The organism is Streptomyces sp. NBC_01267 (assembly GCF_036241575.1).
In the GTDB taxonomy this organism is placed as follows: domain Bacteria; phylum Actinomycetota; class Actinomycetes; order Streptomycetales; family Streptomycetaceae; genus Streptomyces.
This window is the reverse complement of sequence record NZ_CP108455.1, coordinates 5,269,402-5,289,317: the sequence shown is the minus strand read 5'-3', so window position 1 is coordinate 5,289,317 and position 19,916 is coordinate 5,269,402. Positions and strand designations below refer to the sequence as shown.

Below are 19,916 nucleotides of genomic sequence, written 5' to 3'. Positions count from 1 at the left end.
AGCCGGTGCGACGTCCCGGGGCCTGGCCCCGGGATCTCCACATACCGAGACATAGCGAGCCGTGGGGCGACGAGAGCCGCAGGCGAAGCAGCAGAGGAGCGCGAGAAATGCCGGGCACTGTGACGATGTACAGCACCACGTGGTGCGGCTACTGCCGTCGGCTGAAGGGCCAGATGGACCGCGAGGGCATTGCCTACACCGAGGTCAACATCGAGCACGACGCCGACTCCGCGGCCTTCGTCGAGAAGGCGAACGGTGGCAACCAGACCGTGCCGACGGTTCTGGTAGTTCCCGCCCAGGGGGGCTCCGAGGTCGTCATGACGAACCCGAGCCTTGCCCAGGTCAAGCAGGCGCTCGGCGTCTGACTCTCTCGAGACGCAACCCCCGGCCGGCCTGACGCCGCTCGGGGGTTTTGTGTGCCCTGGGGGCTCCAGCAGCAGGACGAGGAAGCCCGTCCTCGGCACACCCGGTATCGGCTACCGCCGTGGTCCGAACTCGACCATGGACGGGGTGCGACTGGCGGTGGCCAGGGGCAGCCGTATGCCATGCGGCATGTGACCGTAGCCGCCGCACACCGACTCTCCACCGTTTCCGCCGTGGACCGCAGTGGCGTCGCTCGTCAGCTCCGTACGGTAGGTGTCGTAGGCGATGCGTAGACCGAAGGCGCCCAGCTGGTTCTGCGGGCCCGCGCGGCCCCCGTAGGGGATGCGGTTGCGACCCTCGACCAGTGGCGGTCCTTCGAACTGCCGAGTGCGGGACCTCTCGACCGGCCGGGCGGTAGAGTCCGCACGTGCGTTGATCTTCCGGGCGGTGGCCAAGCGCCGCCGCAGACGGTACGGGCGACCCCGATGTGTTCGAGGCCGCCCGGTTGGCATACCCGTCATCACAACGCCGGAGATCACGCAATGAATGCTCAGCAACCCCTCACCTACGACGCGTTCGTCGAACTCGCCGCCGCTGATCCAACTGTCGTCGGCCTCGTCCTCAAAGGCTCCCGGGCCCACGAGGGCATGACCACCGAGCATTCCGACCACGACCTGTACGTCGTCCTCGCCGATGGCGCCACGACGGCCCTCGCCCGGTTCACGGGGCACCGCACCCCGGAACTCGACCTCGTCATCCTGTCCCTCGACGAGTTCCGCGCCGCCGGAATGCCCGGCTTTGAGCGGTACGCCCTGGCCCGCGCCCGGATTGTGCTCGACCGGCTCGACGGAGGCATCGCCCAGATCCTGGCCGGCAAGGCACGGCTCGACGCCGATGAAGCCTTCCGGAAGGCGGGCGAGTGGCTCGATGCCTACGCCAACTCCGTCTACCGCTCGGTCAAGAACGACCGCGACGGGCATGCACTCGCGGCCCGCCTCGACGCCGCCGACAGCATCCGGTTTCTGCTGGAGTTGCTCTTCACTGTCGACCGTCGCCCCCGCCCCTACGACAAGTACCTGCAATGGGAGCTCGCCCGATTCCCACTACCCGGCTGGGACACCGGCATGCTGCTCGACACTGCGGACCGCATCTCAGGAATGGGCGACGTGTCCACACAGCGTCGTCTCTTCGCACAGGTCGAGGCAGTGGCCCGGCGGGCCGGGCACAGCGCGGTACTGGACGCATGGGGCGAGGACTTGGACCTGATGCGACCGCAGTAGGAGCGCGCCGCGGGAGCTCCCGCACCGCCACTTTGGCCGTCTGCGGCATTCGCAACAGGCCCTACGTGCCCCCGACAGGGGATCGACACCAGGTACCGACGAGGTCAGAGGAGCCTGGCCTTCGCCGACTCGAAGTGCTCGTCGGTCAAGCTCTCCACCCTGGCTCGGAGGCGTAGGCCAGGGCGCGCGCGAGTGGAGTGTCCGGGGCCGGCGGCTCAGCGGCCGTCTCGAACCCGGTGGCCTGGAGAGCGAACGCAAGGTCGTGATCAGGGGCGCTGTCCGGATGACTCATCGCGCCGGCGTAGCGAGGATGGGCCCCGTGTGCGGGCTCGAAGACGAGGCGGCCCTCCCTGGCCGCCACAAGCAGGAGGGAAGCGTGAGGACCGTGCCGACCGTTCTCTTCCCCGACGGGTCGACGTTGACCAACCCCTCGCTGGCGCAGGTCAAGCAGAAGATCGGCGCGTAACCCCGCCGCCAGGAAGCCCAGGAAGCCCAGGAAGCCCAGGAAGCCCAGAACGCCGCGGAAGCCCGGAAAGCAGGCCCCGCCCGCGTCCGCTCACGCGGCCGGGCTTCCGCAGACGCCCGGCAGTCGGTCCGCCACCGGCAGCCGGGTGCGTTCCTGTTCCAGCTGGCCCAGCAGCGCGTTCTGGGAGGCCTTGCCGGGGGAGCTGAGGAATTTCAGCACCGCGTGCTGGAAGGCGTCGCGCAGCGTGGGCGGCATGGTGTCGGAAGCGTCGAAGCACAGGTGACGGGTGGGTGATGCGCTCGTGCCGCCGGTGAGCAGGGTCGCGACCTTGCCGCCGATCCGGTCCTGGGGCCGCGGGTCCGAGGCGCTGGGGAAGAGCGGCTTCAGCTGCGGTTCGGCCTGTGCCATCCAGGTCTCCCGGCCTTCGGGCCCCGACAGCTGGCTCAGCAGTTTCATGGCTGCCGGGCTGTCGCGGAACACCGCCGCCATGTCGGCCGACACCTCGAACGAGTCCTTGTGTCCGCTCAGCGCCGGTACCGCGTCGGCGGTCGGCTCGAAAGCGATGTCCTGGCCGTAGAGGTAGCGGATGAAGGAGCTCTCGTGCTCCTCCGTGCAGTCTCCGGAGTTGAGCAGGCCCTTGCCCCCCGCCCCTTCGTACGGGGTCTCCAGCGCGCTCCTCGCGTCCTGCCCGTGGATCAGCGTGGCCCAGGTGCTCCAGGCGTCCCGCATCGCGCGGCTGGTCCACGGCAGGTCGCCGACCGCCCACTGCTCGTACACGTCCGGACCCGCCTGGTGCAGCAGGATGTCCTCGATCCAGTCGGTGCCCGGCCAGCCGGTGGTGGCCTGCGCGCTCATCCCCAGGCACCAGGTGTGCGGCTCGACCGGCTGTGACGGTCTGGTCCACACCAGGCTCTTCACATCCACCTTCAGCGGCACCCAGTAGGTGTGTCTGCTGCCGTTGACGACCAGTTCGGGTGCCCACGGCGCGTACGCCTTGCTCCCCAGGTCCCCGGTCAGCGGGGTCAGTACGCCCTCGTGCGCGTACTCGGCCAGCTCGCCCTGGCTGTTGAGGACGGCCACGTCCGGCGGGGCTCCCGCCTCCAGCTGTGCGACCAGGGTCTCCCGCAGCGAGCTGGTGCCCTGGTAGGTGTACGTGTACGGGGTGTGGTCGTCCAGCAGGTCCAGCGTCCTGGTGAACGCCGCCGCCTCGGGCCCCGTCCAGGGACCGAGGACGACCACGGTCTGCCTGCCGCCCGCCGAACAGCCGCCGCTCAGCGCGGCGAGGGCGAGCAGCGTGCCGGAGAGCAGCAGTCGCAGCCCTGCCCGGGAGCGCGTCGAGTACGTTCGGATCACCGGAAGGCCTCCCGTCGCGGAACGCGGACGTAGTCGCGCCGGTAGGCGAGGAGCGCCCAGCCGGTGGTTGCGGCGCTCAGCAGGCCGACCGGCAGGATGAAGCCGGTCACCGACGCCCAGTCCGCGCTGTGCGCCCCGCTCATGGCGTGCTCGGTCCGCTGTTGCAGGGTGTCGATGGGGTTGGGGACGGCCGAGGTGTCGCTCACCGTGGAGACCTCGGCGAGGTCCACGTCGGCGATCTGCCGCACGGCGGCCTGCCCTTGGTGCACCCGCACGGTCCCCAGCACCAGCACCGGCAGGGCGAGCAGCGGCAGTACGGCCGCGGCCAGCGGAAGGCTCAGCAGCCGGAACCGCACCCGGAGGAAGCCGAGCGTGCGCACCAGGCCCACCGCGAGCAGGACGAAGGCGGCGCAGGAGACCGCGGCGAGGACCACCGGCCGGGTCCCCCATCCGGCCTCGGCGTCCAGGTCGGTGCGCAGGCTCCGCTCCAGCTGGTCGATGCGGTCCTGGATGGTGGTCGCCTCGTAGCCGTGCACGGCCCGGTCGGTGCAGCGTGCCGGGGTGCCGGTGGATCGGGTCGTCTCGCAGAGCATGCTGAGCGCGTACGAGAGGTAGGCCTTGCTGAGGGTGGGGTCGTTCCTGTTGCGGTCGGCCGTGCCGACGTAGCCGTTGTAGGCGACGACGAGGCCCGACACCACCTGGAGGCCCTGGCGTTGCGAGGCGCTCAGCGCCGGGGACTGGGCGACCTGGTTGAGGTTCTGGGTGGCGCGGGTGATCAGGGTCGGGTAGGTCTGGCCGAGGCCGACGATCTCCGGTCCGGTGAGCGCCGATTCGGCTTCCCGCTGTGCCTGCGCCAGGGAGACCTCGGCGCGGGTCAGCTCCACCAGGGCGGGGCTGGTGTGCCGGGCCACCCGGGCCGAGTCGTCGTGCACCCCGCCGTACGCCAGGGACAGCGTGCCGAACGCGATCAGGGTGAGCAGCGGCAGGGCGATCACCCGGTCGCGGAGGAAAGCGGGGCTCTGCCCGTCGGGCACGGGGGCCAGGCAGAGGTACCGGCGGAGCCCGTGGAGCATCCGCGCGAGCTGCCGGGGACCGGGGCGCCGGGGCGGTCGGTCGCCGCTCACCGGGGAGTCACCGTGTGGCTGACGCGGATCCGGGCGGACTCGATGTCGAACGGTCTGATCCTGGAGAGGAGCCGGACGCTGCCGTCCTCCCCCGGTTCGATCAGTTTCCGCAGGTGTTTCTGCATGGCCTCGTCGCCCACGTCGACGGCGAGTTGCCAGGCGCGGCCGAAGGCCCGGCAGGCGGTCCCGGCGTCCGGTACGCGCAGCGCGGCGCAGCCTTCCTCGAAGACCCGGACCAGCTCTTCCTGGTGCAGGTAGTGGCCGACGTCCGGGTGCATCCGGCTGTACAGGCCGTGGTCGCCCGACCAGCGGACCAGGACGGGCACGGAGGGCGGCAGGGTGACGGGGATGCGGTCGCCGTCGGCGCGCACGAGTTCGACCTCGGCGAGCATCACCTCCGAGCCCACTTCGTCCCCGGCGTGCAGGGCGGTGAGCGAGAGGAGGTACGAGCGGGTCTCGTCGCCCCAGGGCTGGGTGGCGAACTCCGTCACGTACGGGGTCGGCGTCGGTTCGGGCGCCGGTACGGGTGTCAGCTCCCGCCGGGTGGGATGGACCTGGCCGAAGGAGCGCAGTTCGGCCCGTTCGCTGCGGTAGAGCCGTACGCGCAGTCCGGCGAGGTGGCGGTCCGCGGCTTCGCGGGTGAGGTCGCGGAGCCGCTCGGTGAGCCCGTCCAGGTCCTCGACGGCGTACGCGACACCGTGCAGGGTGCCGGTGATCAGCAGCAGTTCGTGGGATCTCCAGTCGTCGCCGATGCCGACCGCGTCGCAGGTGAACTCGTCGGCGCAGGCCTCGACCTGTTCGGTGAGCCGGTCGCCCGACTCGTACGCGGGCTCGTTCCTGCCGTCGGTGAGCAGCAGTACGTGGCATACGAATCCCTCCCCGTTTCCCGGGAGTTGACGGAAGAGTTCGCGTGCGCGGGTCAGCCAGCCGCCGATCGCGGTGCCGCCGCCCGGGGAACCGGCGCGCAGGGCGTCCTCGGCGGCCCGGCGGGTCGCGTCGTCGGCGGCGACGGGCGCGCCGGGCGTCCCGGGCTGCGGCGCCGGGTAGACGAGGGTGGGCCGTTCGCTGCCCGCGACGACCGCGAAGTAGGTGCCGTCGGGCACGGCGTGCACGGCGGCGGCTGCGGCGTCCCACGCGGCGGCCATCCGGGTGGGCGGGTGCACCATCGACGACGAGTGGTCGATGAGGAACACGACGGCGTGGTGCGGTGCGTGGGCCGGCCCGGGGCCGGTCCGGGGCGTGCGGGGAGGCGGGCGCCGGACGGTGACCGTGACGAGCGCGTACATCCGCGCCTCGTGCCCCTCGTCGGGTACCGGGAGTTCGGCGACCTGGCTCACTTCGAGGCGGACAGCGGGTTCAGCAGGTCCCTGATCCGCTGCCGGTGTGTCTGCCCCAGCCATGGATATCTCCTGTCGTGACGGAAGCCCAGCGGGCGGACCTCGTTGGCCCGGTCGATGAGCGCTTCCGCGATCTCGGTGCTGTCCGGCAGGTCGGAGCGTCTGGCCTGGTCGGCGAGGCCGCGGTAGAGCTGCGAGAGCAGTTCTTTCAGCTGCTGTCTGTTCACGGGTGCGGTGAGCCGGTCGGCGAGGCCCGCGGTGAGTTCGGCGAGGGACCGGGGCGGGACGCGGGTGAGTACCGTCTCCCAGAGTTCCGTCTCCAGGCGTCTGCGGGCCCGCTGGTCGGTCAGTCCGTGCTGGTCGAAGAGCGGGCCGAGCCGGTGCAGCGCGTCCTTGAGCGCCTCGTCCCCGGGGCCGGGGTCGATGCGCGCCCTGGCTGCTTTGATCCGGACGACGGCGGTCCGGGCGGCCGTCAGATGACGGGAGTGCGCCGGTACGAGTTCCAGCGCGGCCAGGGCCTCGTTCAGCCCCTCGGTGCCCGGTCCGGCCAGGTGTACGCGGGCGCAGCCGAAGGCAGCGCCGCCGAAGGAGTGGTTGCGGCGGCGGACCGCGTCGTAGAACTTCAGCGCCCGGGGCCGGTCCTGCCGCTGCTCCGCGCAGTAGCCGAGGGCGATCTTGGGCGCGTACTCGCCGGGGATCGCGCCGTAGATGCCGTCGAAGAGCATGTCGGCCTGCTGGATGTTCCCGCCGGCCAGGGCGAGCAGGCCGCGGTGCCAGTCGATCCGCCAGTCGTACGGGGCCCAGCGCGGGTCGATGAGTTTCCGGGCCTCGGCGACCTCCGTGTAGGCCTGGCACAGTGGCCCGGCGCACTCGTCGCCCGCCCCGTGCACCCGGCAGGGCGGCCCGGCGCCGTCGGCGGCGACCGTGCGCGTCATGTGGAGGCGGCAGCGCAGCAGATGGAGTTCGGCCGACGGGTCCCAGTCGGCGGTGCGCTGGAGGAGGGCGGTCGGGTCGTCCTCGGCGAGACGGTTCAGGCGCGGTGCGTTGAGGTCGTCGGGGTCCGTTCTCGGTACGGGCAGTCCGCAGGCCATCTCGCCGTGCTCGGGTGGTACCGCGCCGAGTGCGGCCGGGGCCTGGGCGCCCCGTGCCAGCTGGTGCAGGGACGGGGGCGAGCCGATCGTCCCGTCGAGCGCGTGGGCGGACTGGACGAAGAGCGGGGACGGTTCGAAGGACTCCTGGCCGGTGCGGAGCGAGCGCAGTTCGCGCAGGACCCCGCGCAGTTGGAGTGCCATCTCGTCGGCGGTGGCGAACCTGGCCCGGCGGTCCGGGCGGGTGGCCCGGTCCAGGACCCGGCGCAGCGATTCGGGGCCCAGGCCCTGGGCGGGCGGGGCCGCTTCGCTGAGTTCGCGCAGGGTCACGCCGAGGCTGAACAGGTCGTCCTGGAAGCGGGTGGCCCCGGTCTTGCCCACGTCCGGGGCGCGGTAGCGGTCGGTGGTCGGGCCCTCGGCGCCCTCCTGGCGGATGCTCCCCACATCGACGATCTTGATCCCGGTGCCGCAGTGCATGACGTTGTGCGGCTTGAGGTCCCCGTACACCTTGCCCTTCTCCTCGTGGAGGTGGCTGAGGGCCTGCAGGATGCGGATGCCGTAGCCGAGCACGAACTCGTGGAAACGCACCCCGCCGAACGCTTCGGGGTCCCTGGCGACGCGCACCCTGACTTCTTCCAGCGTCAGTCCGTTGGCGTATTCGAGGACCAGGAACTCACCGACGGGTTCGTGGCGGCCGTAGTTGAACACCCGGATGAGGTCGGGGTGGTTGAGGGCGACGAGCTGCTGGCGTTCGCTGCTCATCACCTTCTCGTTGAGCCTGCCGCGTTCCCGCAGCTCGCTGTTCGGGTCCGTGTCGTGCTGGTGCAGGAACTTGATCGCCACGGGGCGGTTCTCCAGGCGGGTGTCCTCGGCGAGGTGCACCTCGCCCATCCCGCCGTACCCGACCTGTCTGAGCACCCGGTACTGCCCGGCGAGCATCCGGTCGGGTCCCAGGGCGAGGCTGCGCAGCCCTTCGTCGTCGTCGGGCGCGGCCACCGGGGCCGCGGGCAGCACGTCGGGCAGGGCGAGCGGGTCGATGGACTTGTCCTGGCCGGGGAGCACCACCCGGGCGGTCAGGGCGGCGTGGGTGTCGTCCTGCGGGGCGGGGCCGGGTGGCGCGGGAGCCGGGGCCGGGGTGCCCGCGTGGCGGCCCGCCGTGCGGTCGACGCGCCTGCCGGTGCGCTGGCAGAAGCCCGCGGGGGTGAGCAGTCCTCCGCAGTCCGGGTGGGGGCACGGGGTCACAGGTCCTCGTCCTCTCCGTCGGTGCCGTCCGGGGGACGGCCGGGGGCCTGGGACACGCCCGGGTCCTGGGAAGCGCCGGAATCCTGGGGCGCGGGCTCCTCGTCCAGCAGCCGGTGCACGCTCCGTACGAACACGTCGACCGCCCGCTGCACGTCGTCGAGATCGCTGGGTCCGCCCCTCAGCAGCCGCTGCGCCTCCCGGTAGTGAACGGTCGCCCCGGCGTCCTCGGCCCGGTCTTCGCGGGACAGCCGGGCCTGTTCGGCGGCGAGCAGCCCGCGCAGGCCGTGCAGTCTGTCGAGTTCGGTGCGCAGCTCCCGCTCGGCGCGTTCGGCTGCCAACAGGAAGTGCTCCACGGCCTGTTCGGCGTACGACAACTTCTCCAGCAGGGCGGCCTCGTCCCCGTCCCGCTCCCACTCCCACTCCGCGGTGAGCTGCGCGGTCCACAGTTGTGCGTCGACGCTGCGCGGGTCCGGCACCGCGGGCAGCCGGGTGACCCGTGGGGTCAGCCGCCGGTGCAGCTCCTTGATGCTGCGTTCGGCGTCCGAGAGCCGGTCGGTGCGGGCGGCGAGCCGCGCCAGCCAGAGCCGGGCGCGGCCGGGCGGCAACAGCTCCTGGGTGAGCGCCGGTTCGGGGGCGTTGAGCACGAGGAGCAGCCGCACCCCGCGGTCGGCCAGGGTGCGCAGCAGCCCGGCCAGCTCCTGCGGGGTGGCCGCCGACCGGTCGGCGGAGACGATGGCGACCGAGGACAGCTGCTGCCGCGGTTCCAGGGCCCGGGTCAGCTCCTCGTGGGACATCCCGGCGGCGGCCACCGCCAGGTCGATGGTGCCGGGGCGGGGCACCGTACCGTCGCCGGACCGCCGGGTGTCGGCGGTGGAGAGGGCGGGCGAGCGCTCGCGGTCGGCCAGGTTGAGGGTGGTCCGCAGGGCGGACGCGGCCTCGGCGTCGTCCTCGCGTACGAAGACGGTCTCGGTGTCCCAGGTGTCCGCGTCCCGGTGCAGCCAGCGGGTCAGCGTGCGCTGAAGCCCCAGCGGCCGGCCGGTCCGCGCGGCCTCGGGGGCGACCGACAGCTGCGGGGGGATGACCGGGGAGCCCGTCATGTGGTGTGCGGCGACGAGCGGGAGATGACCGGCGATCGTCGCGCCCGGGATCATGTAGAAGTAGAGCAGGGGCTCTTCCGTGTCGGGGTTGCCGTACACGGCGACCATGATCCCGATCAGCCGGCCGCTCCCGGCCTCGGTGACTCCTGCCCCGCTGAACCCCCGGGGATCGCGGTCGCGGTAGCCGACCGGGTTCAGCTGCACCCATTCGTCGCCGTGCCCTCCGGGGCCCTTGAGCTGGGCGTCCACCCAGAAACCGCCCGAGCGGCCCCTGGGGAAGCCGTCGACCATGACCCTGGTGTCGTACGGAACCGGGTCACGGTCGAGCACGACCGTCGAGGGGACCGGCGCCGGGCTGGTCAGCCGCAGCAGGGCGAGGTCCCCCTCGTGCTTGCCGTGACGCGGCACGAAGTACTCGTCCAGCACGGTCGCCGTGCGGGACACCCCCTGCAACTTCCCTTTCAGCAAAGGGAATTCGACCCTGACCTGATCGGTCCGGCCAGGAAGCACATGGGCGCAGGTCAGTACCAGGTCCTGACCGAACAGGACCCCCGCGCCGAGCACCTGTCCCGGCTGGCCCCCCGGCGGCTGTTCTCGCAGTCGCAGCCGCCAACTCTGTTGATCCATAGGCATGTTGAGCCGTAACGGCTCCCCCCTCATGCTTCCCCAGAATAGGTGCAAGGGACGACAATGAGACCCGAGCTGCACAAGGGGGAGCCATGGGGCACGGGACAGGAGCCACACCAGTGGCCGGTCTGGCGGATCTGATCAGCCAGGTGCGGGCCGAACTGACCGAGGCGCAGAGCCGCATCGGGGACAGTGCGCTGCGCCTCAGCGTGGAGAAGGTGAGTCTGGAGATCGCCGTTCAGGTGAGCCGGGAGGCCGGGGCCGAGGGGAAGCTGCGGATCGGGGTGGTCACCGTGGGCGGCAGTGGGTCCGCGACGCGCGAGAACACCCACCACATCCGGGTCGAACTGCAGCCCCGCAACGAGGACGACACACCGGGCTGGATCGATGTAGGCCGGAAGTAGAGCGACGGTCGCGGGGGCACAGGTCGAGTCGGGACGGGTGGGGTCAGGTGGGGTGGGGTCAGGTCAGCGGCTTCGGCAGCGGCTTGCCGTACCAGAGCTCCACCAGCCGGGCCGCGATCGAGATACCGGCCGGGGGAAGGACCACGCCCGACTCGATCGCGGAACGCAGGTCCTCCCGCGAGAACCAGCGCGCCTCGCTGATCTCCTCGCCGTCCACGGTGATCTCCGACGACGTGGCCCGTGCCATGAAGCCGAGCATCAGGCTGGACGGGAAGGGCCACGGCTGGCTGGCCACGTACTGCACCTCGCCGATCGTGACGCCCGCCTCCTCGAACACCTCGCGCGCCACCGAGGTCTCGATGGACTCGCCCGGCTCGACGAATCCGGCAAGGGTGGAGAACCGCCCCTCGGGCCAGTGCACCTGGCGGCCCAGCAGCGCCCGGTCGTGCTCGTCGGTGACGAGCATGATCACGGCCGGGTCGGTACGCGGGTAGTGCTCGGCCCCGCAGGCCTGGCAGCGGCGGATGTGGCCCGCGGCTGCGATGACCGTGCGCTCGCCGCAGCGCGAGCAGAACCGGTGCAGGCGCTGCCAGTTCTCCAGCGCCACCGCGTGCACCAGCAGCCCGGCGTCGCGCGGCGAGAGCAGCAGGCCCGCCTCGCGCAGTCCGGCCGGGCGCGCGGACTGGTCCATCCGGCCCGGGAGGGTGTCCTTCTGGAGCGCGAAGTAGGACACACCCTCGGGGTCCGTACCGAGGAAGTAGCGGTGCTCCTCGGTGAGCGGGGCCTCGAAGCTCGGGGTCATGAGCAGTTCGGTACGGCCGTCGGCCGTCTCGTCGATCAGCGCCTGACCGCCGGAGACGACGAAGACCCGGGTGGTCGGATGGCTCCAGGCCGCCGCGAGCCAGGCCTCGTCGAGGCGGTGGTGGGCGGCCCGGTCGATGCCGCTGGGCGCGGTCAGGCCGATCGGCCGGTGCGGGTCCGCGCCGGCAGGGGCTCCGGGGGTGTGGCCCCGGGCCCCCTGGCCTTCGGTGGCGTGGTCTTCGGTGGCGTTGCTGACGTTGCTCACAGGTGCTTCCAACTCCCCCTGATGGACTGGGTGGTTCGGTTCAGCGTGGTCATCGCAGGGCAGCGGCCATGTCGCCCCACAGATGCGCGGTGGTCTCGACACCCTTGAGCAGCAGGTCGAGTTCGACCTTCTCGTTGGGTGCGTGCCAGCCGTCGGACGGTACGGAAATCCCCAGGAAGAGGACCGGAGCGCCCAGCACGTCCTGGAGGTCGGCGGCGGGCCCCGATCCGCCCTCCCGGGTGAAGCGGATCTTCTCGCCGAACGCACGGCCCATGGCCCGTACGACCGACTGGAGGGCGGGGTGGTCCAGCGGGGTCAGGCAGGGGCGGGTGCCCGCGCTGAAAGCGATCCCGGACCGGATCCCGGCGGGCACCCGGGCGGCCACCCACTCGGTGACCAGCTTCTCGATACGGACCGGGTCCTGGCCCGCGACCAGCCGGAACGACAGCTTCACCATGGCGGACGACGGGACGACGGTCTTGCCGCCCACGCCCTGGTAACCGCCGCCGATGCCGTTGACCTCGGCGGTCGGGCGGGCCCAGATCCGCTCCAGCGTGGTGTGACCCTGTTCACCGGCGGCGGCACGGGACTTGGCGGTGCGCAGCCACTCGTCCTCGTCGAAGGGCAGCTCCGCGAACAGTTCGCGCTCGGCGTCGGTGAGCTCGGCGATGCCGTCGTAGAAACCCGGGACCGTGACGCGTCCCTCGTCGTCGTGGAGCGCGGCGACCAGCCGGGCGATCGCGGTGGCCGGGTTGGGGACCGCGCCGCCGAAGGAACCGGAGTGGATGTCCTGGTCGGGGCCCCCGAAGGTGATCTCGCACTCGGCGAGGCCGCGCATGCCGGTGCAGACGGTCGGGGTGGTCTCGGACCACATCCCGGTGTCCGAGACGATCACGGTGTCGGCGGCGAGGCGCTCGGCGTGCTGCTCGACGAGTGCGCGGAAGTTCGGGGAGCCGGACTCCTCCTCGCCCTCGATGAGCAGCTTGAGGTTGACCGCGGGGGCGGTGCGGCCGGTGGCGGCCAGGTGGGCCCGGACACCGAGTGTGTGGAAGAACACCTGGCCCTTGTCGTCGGCCGCGCCCCTTCCGTACATCCGGCCGTCCCGGATCACCGGCTCGAAGGGGTCGGTGTGCCAGCCGTCCTCGACCGCCGCGGGCTGGACGTCGTGGTGGCCGTAGACGAGCACGGTCGGTGCGTCCGCCTCGCCGGAGGGCCACTCGGCGAAGACCGCGGGGGCGCCGGGGGTGTCCAGGATCTCCGTGACCGGGAAGCCGGTCTCCTTGAGCTTGGCGGCCAGCCAGTCGGCGCTGCGCCGTACGTCCGCGTCGTGGTCCGGCTGCGCGGACACCGAGGGGATGCGGAGCCACTCGGCCAGGTCTTCGACGAAGGCCTTGCGGTGCTGATCGATGTACGTGCGGACGGCGCTGTCCGGGGTGTCGCTCATGCCGTCGAGCCTAACCGGCCGGTGGGGGTGGCCGGTCCAGCGGATCACCCAGCAGGATGCGCTCCAGCTCCGCCCGGCCGGGCAGCGGTGTGGGCCTGATCACTTCCCCGGTGCGTACGTAGAGGAACGCGGCGGTGACCGAGGAGAGCGGGATGTGGTGCTGCTCGGCCCAGGCCAGGCGGTAGACGGCGAGCTGGAGGGGGTCCGCGGTGTGGAGGCGGTGGGTCTTCCAGTCGACGATCTCGTAGGTGTGCGCGGAGGTGCGGTACACGGCGTCCATCCGGCCGCGGATCAGCCGGCCCGCGAGGCTGAGCGTGAAGGGGGCTTCGACCCGGTGGGGAGTGCGCCCTGCGTACGGGGTGCGCTCGAAGGCTTCCTTCAGTGCGGCGAGATCCCGTTCGTCGGCGATCTCCGGCTCGTCCTCGGCACCGCCGGGGAGTTCGTCGGGGCCCAGCATGGGCAGCGGCAGTTCCTCGAAGCGGGACTCCACCCAGGCGTGGAACCGGGTGCCGCGGCGGGCGGCCGGGTGCGGGGCCTGCGGCATGGGGCGGGCCAGTTCGCGGGCGAAGCCGTCCGGATCCTCGGCGAGACGCAGCAGCTGGGTGGCCGTGAGGGTGTGCGGGACGGGGACGTCGTGCACGGTGCGCCGGGCACGGAGGAGTTCGGCGGTGAGGGCGTCCAGGTCGCGGTCCCAGGAGGTGATGGTGCGGGCGTCCTCGGGGGTGAGGGGGGCCGGGGGCTGCGGGTGGGGGCGGGCCTGGGCGTCGGGGGTGGCGCGGGCGTGCGGTACGGGTGCGGCGGGGTGAGGCACGGGTGAGGCGTGCGGTACGGCCGTCGCGGGGCGCTGCCCCGGGCCGAGGTCCGCACGCGCTGGTGGGTAATCCACGGCGCCGACCTCGCTCTTGTCCAGGTACGGGTCCTGGTCCGGGTCCACGGCCGGGTCCGGGCGCACCGCGTCGAGTTCGGCCAGGACCAGGTCCGCCGCGTCCCGGCGCCGGTCGAACGACGTCCGGTCCAGCGGCAGCGGCCACGCGTGGTCCGCCGCCGCCTCGCGCAGGGCCGGGTTCTCCTCGTCCTCCTCCGGTGCGTCCGCCCAGATCTCCGTCTCGCCGAAGCCCGCCGCGCAGTGCTCGTTCAGCGCGATCAGGAAGTCCGAGGGGCCGCGTGGCCGCTTCTGGCTCGGGCCCCACCAGTGGGCCGAGCCGAGGAGCAGCGAGCGGGGGCGGGTGAAGGTGACGTAGCCGAGGCGGAGTTCTTCCGTGTGCTGGTGGGCCTTCATCTCCGCCTTGAAGGCGGCCAGGCCCTTCGCGTCCCACGCCGGTACGCCGGGAAGCGTCGCCGCGTCGCCGCGCAGCGCGTGCGGCAGTACCTTCGGCTGCGCCGTCCACACCTCGCGGGACTGCTCGCTCGGGAACTGCCTGGCCACCAGGCCGGGGACCGCGACGACGTCCCACTCCAGGCCCTTGGACTTGTGCGCGGTGAGGACCTTGACCGTGTTCTCACCGCCGGGCAGGGCGTTGTCCAGGCCCTTCTCGTACTGGACGGCCGTCCGCAGGAATCCCAGGAACGCCAGCAGGGTCGCCTCGCCGTCCAGGGACGCGAAGCCGGCCGCCGTGTCGAGGAACTGGGAGAGCGTCTCGCGTCTGCGGGCGGCCAGGGCGTGCGGCGAGGCGGAGAGCTCGACCTCCAGGCCCGTGGTGGCGAGCACCCGGTGCAGTACGTCCATGAGCGGGTCGGCCAGCGACCGCCGCAGATCGCGCAGTTCGGCGGCGAGCCGGGCGAACCTGACCCGGGCGTCGGCGGAGAACGGCAGCCCGTCGTCCTCGGCCGTGCTGTCCAGGAAGGTGTCCAGGGCGTCGGCCAGTGAGACCACCTCGGCCGGGTCGACCCCTTCGACGGCCTCGGCGAGCCGCCGGTCCGGGTCGTCGTCGGGGCCGCCCGCGTACCGCACGAGCAGCCGGGCCCGGCGGCCCAGCAGCGCCAGGTCGCGCGGGCCGATCCGCCAGCGCGGGCCGGTCAGCAGCCGGACCAGTGAGGCGTTGGCCCCCGGGTCCTGGAGCACCTCGCAGACCGCCACCAGGTCGGCGACCTCGGGCAGGTGCAGCAGCCCCGAGAGGCCGACCACCTCGACCGGCACGTCCCGGGCCACCAGCGCGCCCTGGATCTCCGCGAAGTCGCCCGCGGTACGGCACAGGACGGCGATCTCGGCCGGTTCCCTGCCCGTCCGCACCAGATGGGCGATCGAGTCGGCGAGCCAGCCGATCTCCTCCTCGTGCGTACGGAGCAGGGCGCACCGCACCATGCCGTCCCGCTCCGCTCCCGGTGCGGGGCGCAGTGCCTCCACGCCCGCGTGCATCGCGCGCAGCGGGGCGGCGAGGCTGTTGGCCAGGTCGAGGAGACGGCCGCCGCTGCGGCGGTTCTCGCTGAGCGAGAAACGGGTGGCGGGGCTTCCGTCGGCGTACGGGAAGTGTTCGGGGAAGTCGTCCAGGTTGGCGACGGAGGCGCCGCGCCAGCCGTAGATCGCCTGGCAGGGGTCGCCGACCGCGGTCACCGCGTGGCCGGTGCCACCGCCGAAGAGCCCGGACAGCAGCAGCCGCTGGGCGACGGAGGTGTCCTGGTACTCGTCGAGCAGGACCACCCGGAATTCGTCCCGCAGGAGGGTGCCGACCTCGGGCCTGGTCATCGCCAGTTCGGCGGAGAGCGCGATCTGGTCGCCGAAGTCGAGGAGGTCGCGGCTGCGCTTGGCCCGGCGGTAACGGCCCACCAGGTCGAGCAGTTCACGGCGGGCCGCGGCGGCCTCGGGGATCTTGCGCAGGTCGGCGTTGGAGAGTCTGGCGCCCTCCAGGGTGCTCAGCAGCTCCGTGTCGTGGGCCCGCAGCGCGGCGGGCGTCACCAGATGCTCGGCGAGTTCGCCGTCGAGCGCCAGCAGGTCGCTGACCAGGGAGGAGAAGGATTTCGTCAGGGCCGGGTAGGGGCCCGGCGCCTCCTTGAGCACGCGCGCGGCCAGCTGGTACCGCGTGGCGTCGGCGAGCAGCCGGGAGGTCGGTTCGAGCCCTATCCGCAGCCCGTGGTCGGTCAGCAGCTGTCCGGCGAACGCGTGGTACGTCGAGATGCGGGGTTCGCCGGGTGAGTAGAAGGGGTCGGCGCTGCGCGGCGTCGTCGAGGGGTGGTGGCCGGGCGACGGGTGGGCCGGGTCGATGACGTCGGGATCGGTGACCCCGGCCCGTACCAGCGCCTTGCGGACCCGCTCGGCCAGCTCGCCCGCCGCCTTGTTGGTGAAGGTCAGCCCGAGCACCTGCTCGGGCGCGACCTGCCCGGTGCCCACCAGCCAGACCACGCGCGCGGCCATCACCGTCGTCTTCCCCGACCCGGCTCCGGCCACGATGACCTGCGGGGCGGGCGGCGCCGTGATGCAGGCCGTCTGCTCCGGGGTGAAGGGGATGCCGAGGAGCTCCTTGAGCTGCTCGGGGTCGGTGATGCGTGGGGTCACCTCGGAAAGGCTAACGGCGACCACTGACAACGTGTCCCGCGCGAGCCGTCACCCGGCCCGGCGTCGCGCCCGTCACCCGGCCGTGAACCGCCCTGCCGGCCCGTCACTCGACGATGTGACGCCCCTCGGGCAGGGCGCTGCACGAGGCCCGGAAAGAGCAGTGCGTGCAGTGGCTTCCCGTGGTCGGTGTGAAGCGCTCGTCGAGCACCTTCCCGGCCGCGGTGGCCAGCAGGTCCCCGACCCACTCCCCCGCGAGCGGCTCCTGTGCCTGGACCTTCGGGAGGGCGTCGCCGCCCTCCTTCCTGGCCGCGGCCTGCCGGAGCTGGACGAGTTCGGCGCCGCCGGGGCCGGGGCGCCGCCCGCCGAAGACCTCGTCGACGGCGCCCTCGCGCACCGCGAGCTGGTAGACGGCGAGCTGCGGGTGGTGGGCCACCTCGTCCTTCGTCGGCGCCTGCTTGCCGGTCTTGAAGTCGACGACGTACGCCCGGCCCTCGGCGTCCTGCTCGACGCGGTCCATGGAGCCCCGGATCCGGACCTCGTACGCACCGGCCTCCAGGGTCACGTCGAAGCCGTGCTCGGTGGCGGCCGGGGTGCGGCCCGCGCGGTCCATGACGTGCCAGCGCAGGAAGCGTTCCAGCGCCACGCGCGCGTGCTCCTTCTCCTGGGCCGACTTCCAGGGGGCGTCGAAGGCGAGCGAGCCCCAGACCGAGTCGAGCCGTTCCATGAGGACGGCCAGGTCGGCCGGGGTCCGCCCGGATGCGACCTCGTCCGCGAGGACGTGCACCACGTTGCCGAAGCCCTGGGCGGCGGTGGCGGGGGCGTCCGCCTTCACTTCCCGCCCCAGGAACCACTGGAGCGAACAGGTGTGGGCGAGCTGGTCGAGCGCGCTGCCGGAGAGGGCGACGGGCTGCTCCGGGTCGCGCACCGGGACCGTGCTGTGCGTCGGTTCGTACAGGCCCCACCAGCGGTGCGGGTGCGCCGCCGGTACGAGCGGCTGGCCCTCCTCGTCCGCGAGCGCGGCCAGCCGGGCGAGCCGGTGGGCCGCGGCGTCCCGGAGCGCGGGCGAGGACCTCGGATCGACGACCGTGGCGCGGAGCTCGGCGACGAGCGGGGCGACGGCGAGCGGTCTGCGGGGGCGCCCCGTGACGTCCTTCGGCTCCACGCCCAGCTCGGCGAGGAAGCGGGAGGGCTGGTCGCCGTCGTCGGCCGGTGCCTTGACCGCGGTGACGACGAGACGGTCGCGGGCGCGGGTGGCCGCGACGTAGAAGAGCCTGCGTTCCTCGGCGAGCAGTGCGCCGGGCGTGAGCGGTTCGGCGAGGCCGTCGCGGCCGATCCGGTCCGCTTCGAGGAGGGATCCGCGCCGTCTGAGGTCGGGCCACAGCCCTTCCTGGACGCCCGCGACGACGACCAGACCCCACTCCAGGCCCTTGGCGCGGTGCGCGGTCATGAGCCGTACGGCGTCGGGCCGCACGGTCCGCTTCGAGAGGGTGTCGGCGGCGATGTCCTGCGCGTCCAGCTCCTCCAGGAAGTTCAGCGCGCCGCGTCCGCCGGTGCGTTCCTCGGCGCGGGCCGCGGTGTCGAAGAGGGCGCAGACGGCGTCCAGATCACGGTCGGCGTTGCGTCCGCCGGCGCCGCCGCGCAGCGTCGCGCGTTCCAGCCGCCGGGGCCAGTTGGTGCCGTTCCACAGTTCCCAGAGGGCCTGCTCGGCGGTGCCGCCGTTCTCCAGGACCTCCCGTGCCTTCCGCAGGAGCTTGCCGAGCTGCTGGGCGCCCCGGGCGTACGCCGAGTCGTGCACGACCAGCCGCTCGGGTTCGGCGAGCGCGCGGGCGAGGAGCTCGTCGGAGGGCGGCGGAAGCCGGTTCCCGCCGGCCCGCTCCTCGTCACGCAGCGCGCGGCCGAGACGGCGCAGGTCCGCGGCGTCCATGCCGCCGAGCGGGGAGGCGAGGAGGGTGAGCGCGGTTTCGGTACCGAGCCAGGGGGCGCCCCCGTCCGGACCGGCCGCGCTCACATCGCCCTCGTCCGGACCGGCCGCGCTCTCGTCACCCTCGTCCGGACGGGCGCGTACCGGCCCGCCCAGCGCCGCGTCCGCGACCGCCCGCAGCGCGGTGAGCAGCGGTGTCACGGCAGGTTCGTGGCGCAGCGGGACATCGTCGCCCGCGATGTCCAGCGGGACCCCGGCCGAGGTGAGCGCACGGCGCACCGCGGGGATCGAGCGGCCTCCCGCGCGCACCAGCACCGCCATGTCGCTCCACGGCACGCCCTCCTCCAGATGGGCCCGGCGCAGGATGTCGGCGATGTTGTCCAGCTCGGTGCCCGCCGTCGGGTAGGTGTACGCCTCGACCCGGCCCCCGGCCCGTACCGCCGAGAGTTCCCGGTGCGCGCGCACCTTGTCGGAGGGCAGCCGGGTCAGCGGCATCCGCTGGGTCAGCAGCCGGGTGGCGGCCAGCACGGATGCCGCGGAACGCCGTGAGGTGGTGAGCACCTCGACCGGGGCGGGGCTCCCGTCGTGGCGGGGAAAGGTAGCGGGGAAGTCCAGGATGCCGCCCACGTCGGCGCCCCGGAACGCGTAGATCGACTGGTCCGGGTCACCGAACGCCACCAGGACCGGCCGGCCCGGTCCTGGTGAACGCCCGCCGCCGGCCAGCGCGCGCAGCAGCCGCACCTGGGCCGGGTCGGTGTCCTGGTACTCGTCCACGAAGATCGCGTCGTAGCGGAGGTCGGCGCGCTGGGCCAGCGGCACCGCACGGAGCACCAGCTCCGCGTAGTCCACCACCCCCTGTGCGTCCAGGACGTCCAGGTACTCGGCGAGGAAGTCGGCCGCCGCCCGCCAGTCGGGGCGGCCCGTACGGTCGGCGAACGCGGCCAGGGTGTCCGGGCCCAGGCCCAGTTCCCGGCTGCGGGCGAGCACCGCGCGCACCTCGTCGGCGAAGCCGCGCGTCGTCAGGCAGGCGCGCAGTTCGTCGGGCCAGCGGATGTGTCCCAGGTCCAGCTGTCCGGCCAGCAGCTCGCGCACCGTGACGTCCTGCTCCGGCCCGGAGAGCAGCCGCAGCGGTTCGGCGAAGAGGTCGGCGTCCTGGTGGGCGCGGACCAGCGCGTAGCAGAACGAGTGGAAGGTGGTTGCCTGCGGGGCGTGCGCTCCGGGGGCGCCCCCCTGGATCCGCACGGCCATCCGGTCGCGGAGTTCCACCGCGGCCTTGCGGCTGAACGTGAGGACGAGGATCCGCTCGGGGTCGGTCCCCTCGGCGATGCGCCGCGCCACCGACTCCACGAGGGTGGTGGATTTTCCCGTACCGGGCCCGGCCAGGACCAGCAGCGGCCCCGCCGCGTGGTCAACCACCGCGCGCTGCCGTGCGTCCAGTACAGGCGGGCCCGCTGCGCCCGGCGGGGTCCGCACCAGCCGGTACGCGCCCGGGGCACGTTGCCGTACCCGGTGGGAAGTGGAGGAGCTCACGTGGATCGCCGGTCCTGGGGAGTGTGTGCAGGTGTGCGGGTGGGGGACGGGGTGCTGTGCCGGTCGGGTCTGCGGTGGCAGTGG

At 72.8% G+C, this 19,916-nt stretch carries 12 protein-coding genes and 2 pseudogenes; 4 read left to right on the top strand and 10 right to left on the bottom strand.

What is annotated here, in order from left to right; translation table 11 throughout:
- The first annotated feature begins 107 nt into the window (after nucleotides 1-107).
- On the top strand, nucleotides 108-365 hold the full coding sequence (locus OG709_RS24275) for a glutaredoxin domain-containing protein (RefSeq protein ID WP_250297996.1): 258 nt from the start codon (nucleotides 108-110) through the stop codon (nucleotides 363-365).
- A gap of 111 nt (nucleotides 366-476) precedes the next feature.
- Here the strand turns inward: OG709_RS24275 and OG709_RS24270 are convergent.
- A pseudogene (locus tag OG709_RS24270) lies at nucleotides 477-713 on the bottom strand (hypothetical protein); the annotation flags it as partial.
- A gap of 192 nt (nucleotides 714-905) precedes the next feature.
- On the opposite strand from OG709_RS24270, the gene OG709_RS24265 reads away from it, so the two are divergent.
- Together OG709_RS24265 and OG709_RS24260 are read left to right on the top strand one after the other, a co-directional pair.
- On the top strand, nucleotides 906-1,643 hold the full coding sequence (locus tag OG709_RS24265) for a hypothetical protein (RefSeq protein WP_329167682.1): 738 nt from the start codon (nucleotides 906-908) through the stop codon (nucleotides 1,641-1,643).
- A 376-nt stretch (nucleotides 1,644-2,019) separates the two neighbouring features.
- Nucleotides 2,020-2,109: pseudogene (locus tag OG709_RS24260) on the top strand (NrdH-redoxin); the annotation flags it as partial.
- A gap of 90 nt (nucleotides 2,110-2,199) precedes the next feature.
- Here OG709_RS24260 and OG709_RS24255 read toward each other — a convergent pair.
- From OG709_RS24255 to OG709_RS24235, 5 genes are read right to left on the bottom strand one after another with little or no spacing between them, the layout of a single operon-like run.
- On the bottom strand, nucleotides 2,200-3,462 hold the full coding sequence (locus OG709_RS24255) for an extracellular solute-binding protein (RefSeq protein ID WP_326694055.1): 1,263 nt from the start codon (nucleotides 3,460-3,462) through the stop codon (nucleotides 2,200-2,202).
- Nucleotides 3,459-4,586 carry a hypothetical protein gene (locus OG709_RS24250; protein ID WP_329167681.1) on the bottom strand — a complete coding sequence of 376 codons (1,128 nt, stop codon included), beginning with the start codon at nucleotides 4,584-4,586 and terminating at the stop codon, nucleotides 3,459-3,461. The genes OG709_RS24255 and OG709_RS24250 overlap by 4 nt, the downstream gene beginning before the upstream one ends.
- Nucleotides 4,583-5,986: a VWA domain-containing protein gene (locus OG709_RS24245; protein WP_250298000.1), complete on the bottom strand. Its 1,404-nt coding sequence runs from the start codon at nucleotides 5,984-5,986 to the stop codon at nucleotides 4,583-4,585. The genes OG709_RS24250 and OG709_RS24245 overlap by 4 nt, the downstream gene beginning before the upstream one ends.
- The gene (locus OG709_RS24240) at nucleotides 5,920-8,253 is read right to left on the bottom strand and encodes a serine/threonine protein kinase (RefSeq protein ID WP_329167680.1); all 2,334 of its coding nucleotides are present in this window, start codon (nucleotides 8,251-8,253) and stop codon (nucleotides 5,920-5,922) included. The genes OG709_RS24245 and OG709_RS24240 overlap by 67 nt, the downstream gene beginning before the upstream one ends.
- Nucleotides 8,250-9,977, bottom strand: a complete 1,728-nt coding sequence (locus OG709_RS24235; RefSeq protein ID WP_329167679.1) for a serine protease — start codon at nucleotides 9,975-9,977, stop codon at nucleotides 8,250-8,252. The genes OG709_RS24240 and OG709_RS24235 overlap by 4 nt, the downstream gene beginning before the upstream one ends.
- A 119-nt stretch (nucleotides 9,978-10,096) precedes the next feature.
- Here OG709_RS24235 and OG709_RS24230 point away from each other — a divergent pair, with 119 nt between their 5' ends.
- Nucleotides 10,097-10,381, top strand: a complete 285-nt coding sequence (locus OG709_RS24230) for a trypco2 family protein (RefSeq protein ID WP_250298037.1) — start codon at nucleotides 10,097-10,099, stop codon at nucleotides 10,379-10,381.
- A gap of 58 nt (nucleotides 10,382-10,439) precedes the next feature.
- On the opposite strand, the gene nudC is transcribed toward OG709_RS24230, so the two are convergent.
- The 4 genes from nudC to OG709_RS24210 form a co-directional block, all read right to left on the bottom strand.
- Entirely contained in the window at nucleotides 10,440-11,345 is a 906-nt protein-coding gene (gene nudC / locus OG709_RS24225) for an NAD(+) diphosphatase (RefSeq protein WP_266644895.1), read from the bottom strand.
- A 151-nt stretch (nucleotides 11,346-11,496) separates the two neighbouring features.
- The gene (locus OG709_RS24220; RefSeq protein ID WP_250298038.1) at nucleotides 11,497-12,891 is read right to left on the bottom strand and encodes a dipeptidase; all 1,395 of its coding nucleotides are present in this window, start codon (nucleotides 12,889-12,891) and stop codon (nucleotides 11,497-11,499) included.
- A gap of 10 nt (nucleotides 12,892-12,901) precedes the next feature.
- A complete protein-coding gene (locus tag OG709_RS24215) occupies nucleotides 12,902-16,381 on the bottom strand; it encodes an ATP-dependent DNA helicase (protein WP_329167678.1) in 3,480 nt (1,159 codons plus the stop codon).
- Nucleotides 16,382-16,484: 103 nt separating this feature from the next.
- Entirely contained in the window at nucleotides 16,485-19,838 is a 3,354-nt protein-coding gene (locus tag OG709_RS24210) for an ATP-dependent helicase (protein WP_329169186.1), read from the bottom strand.
- Nucleotides 19,839-19,916: the final 78 nt, after the last annotated feature.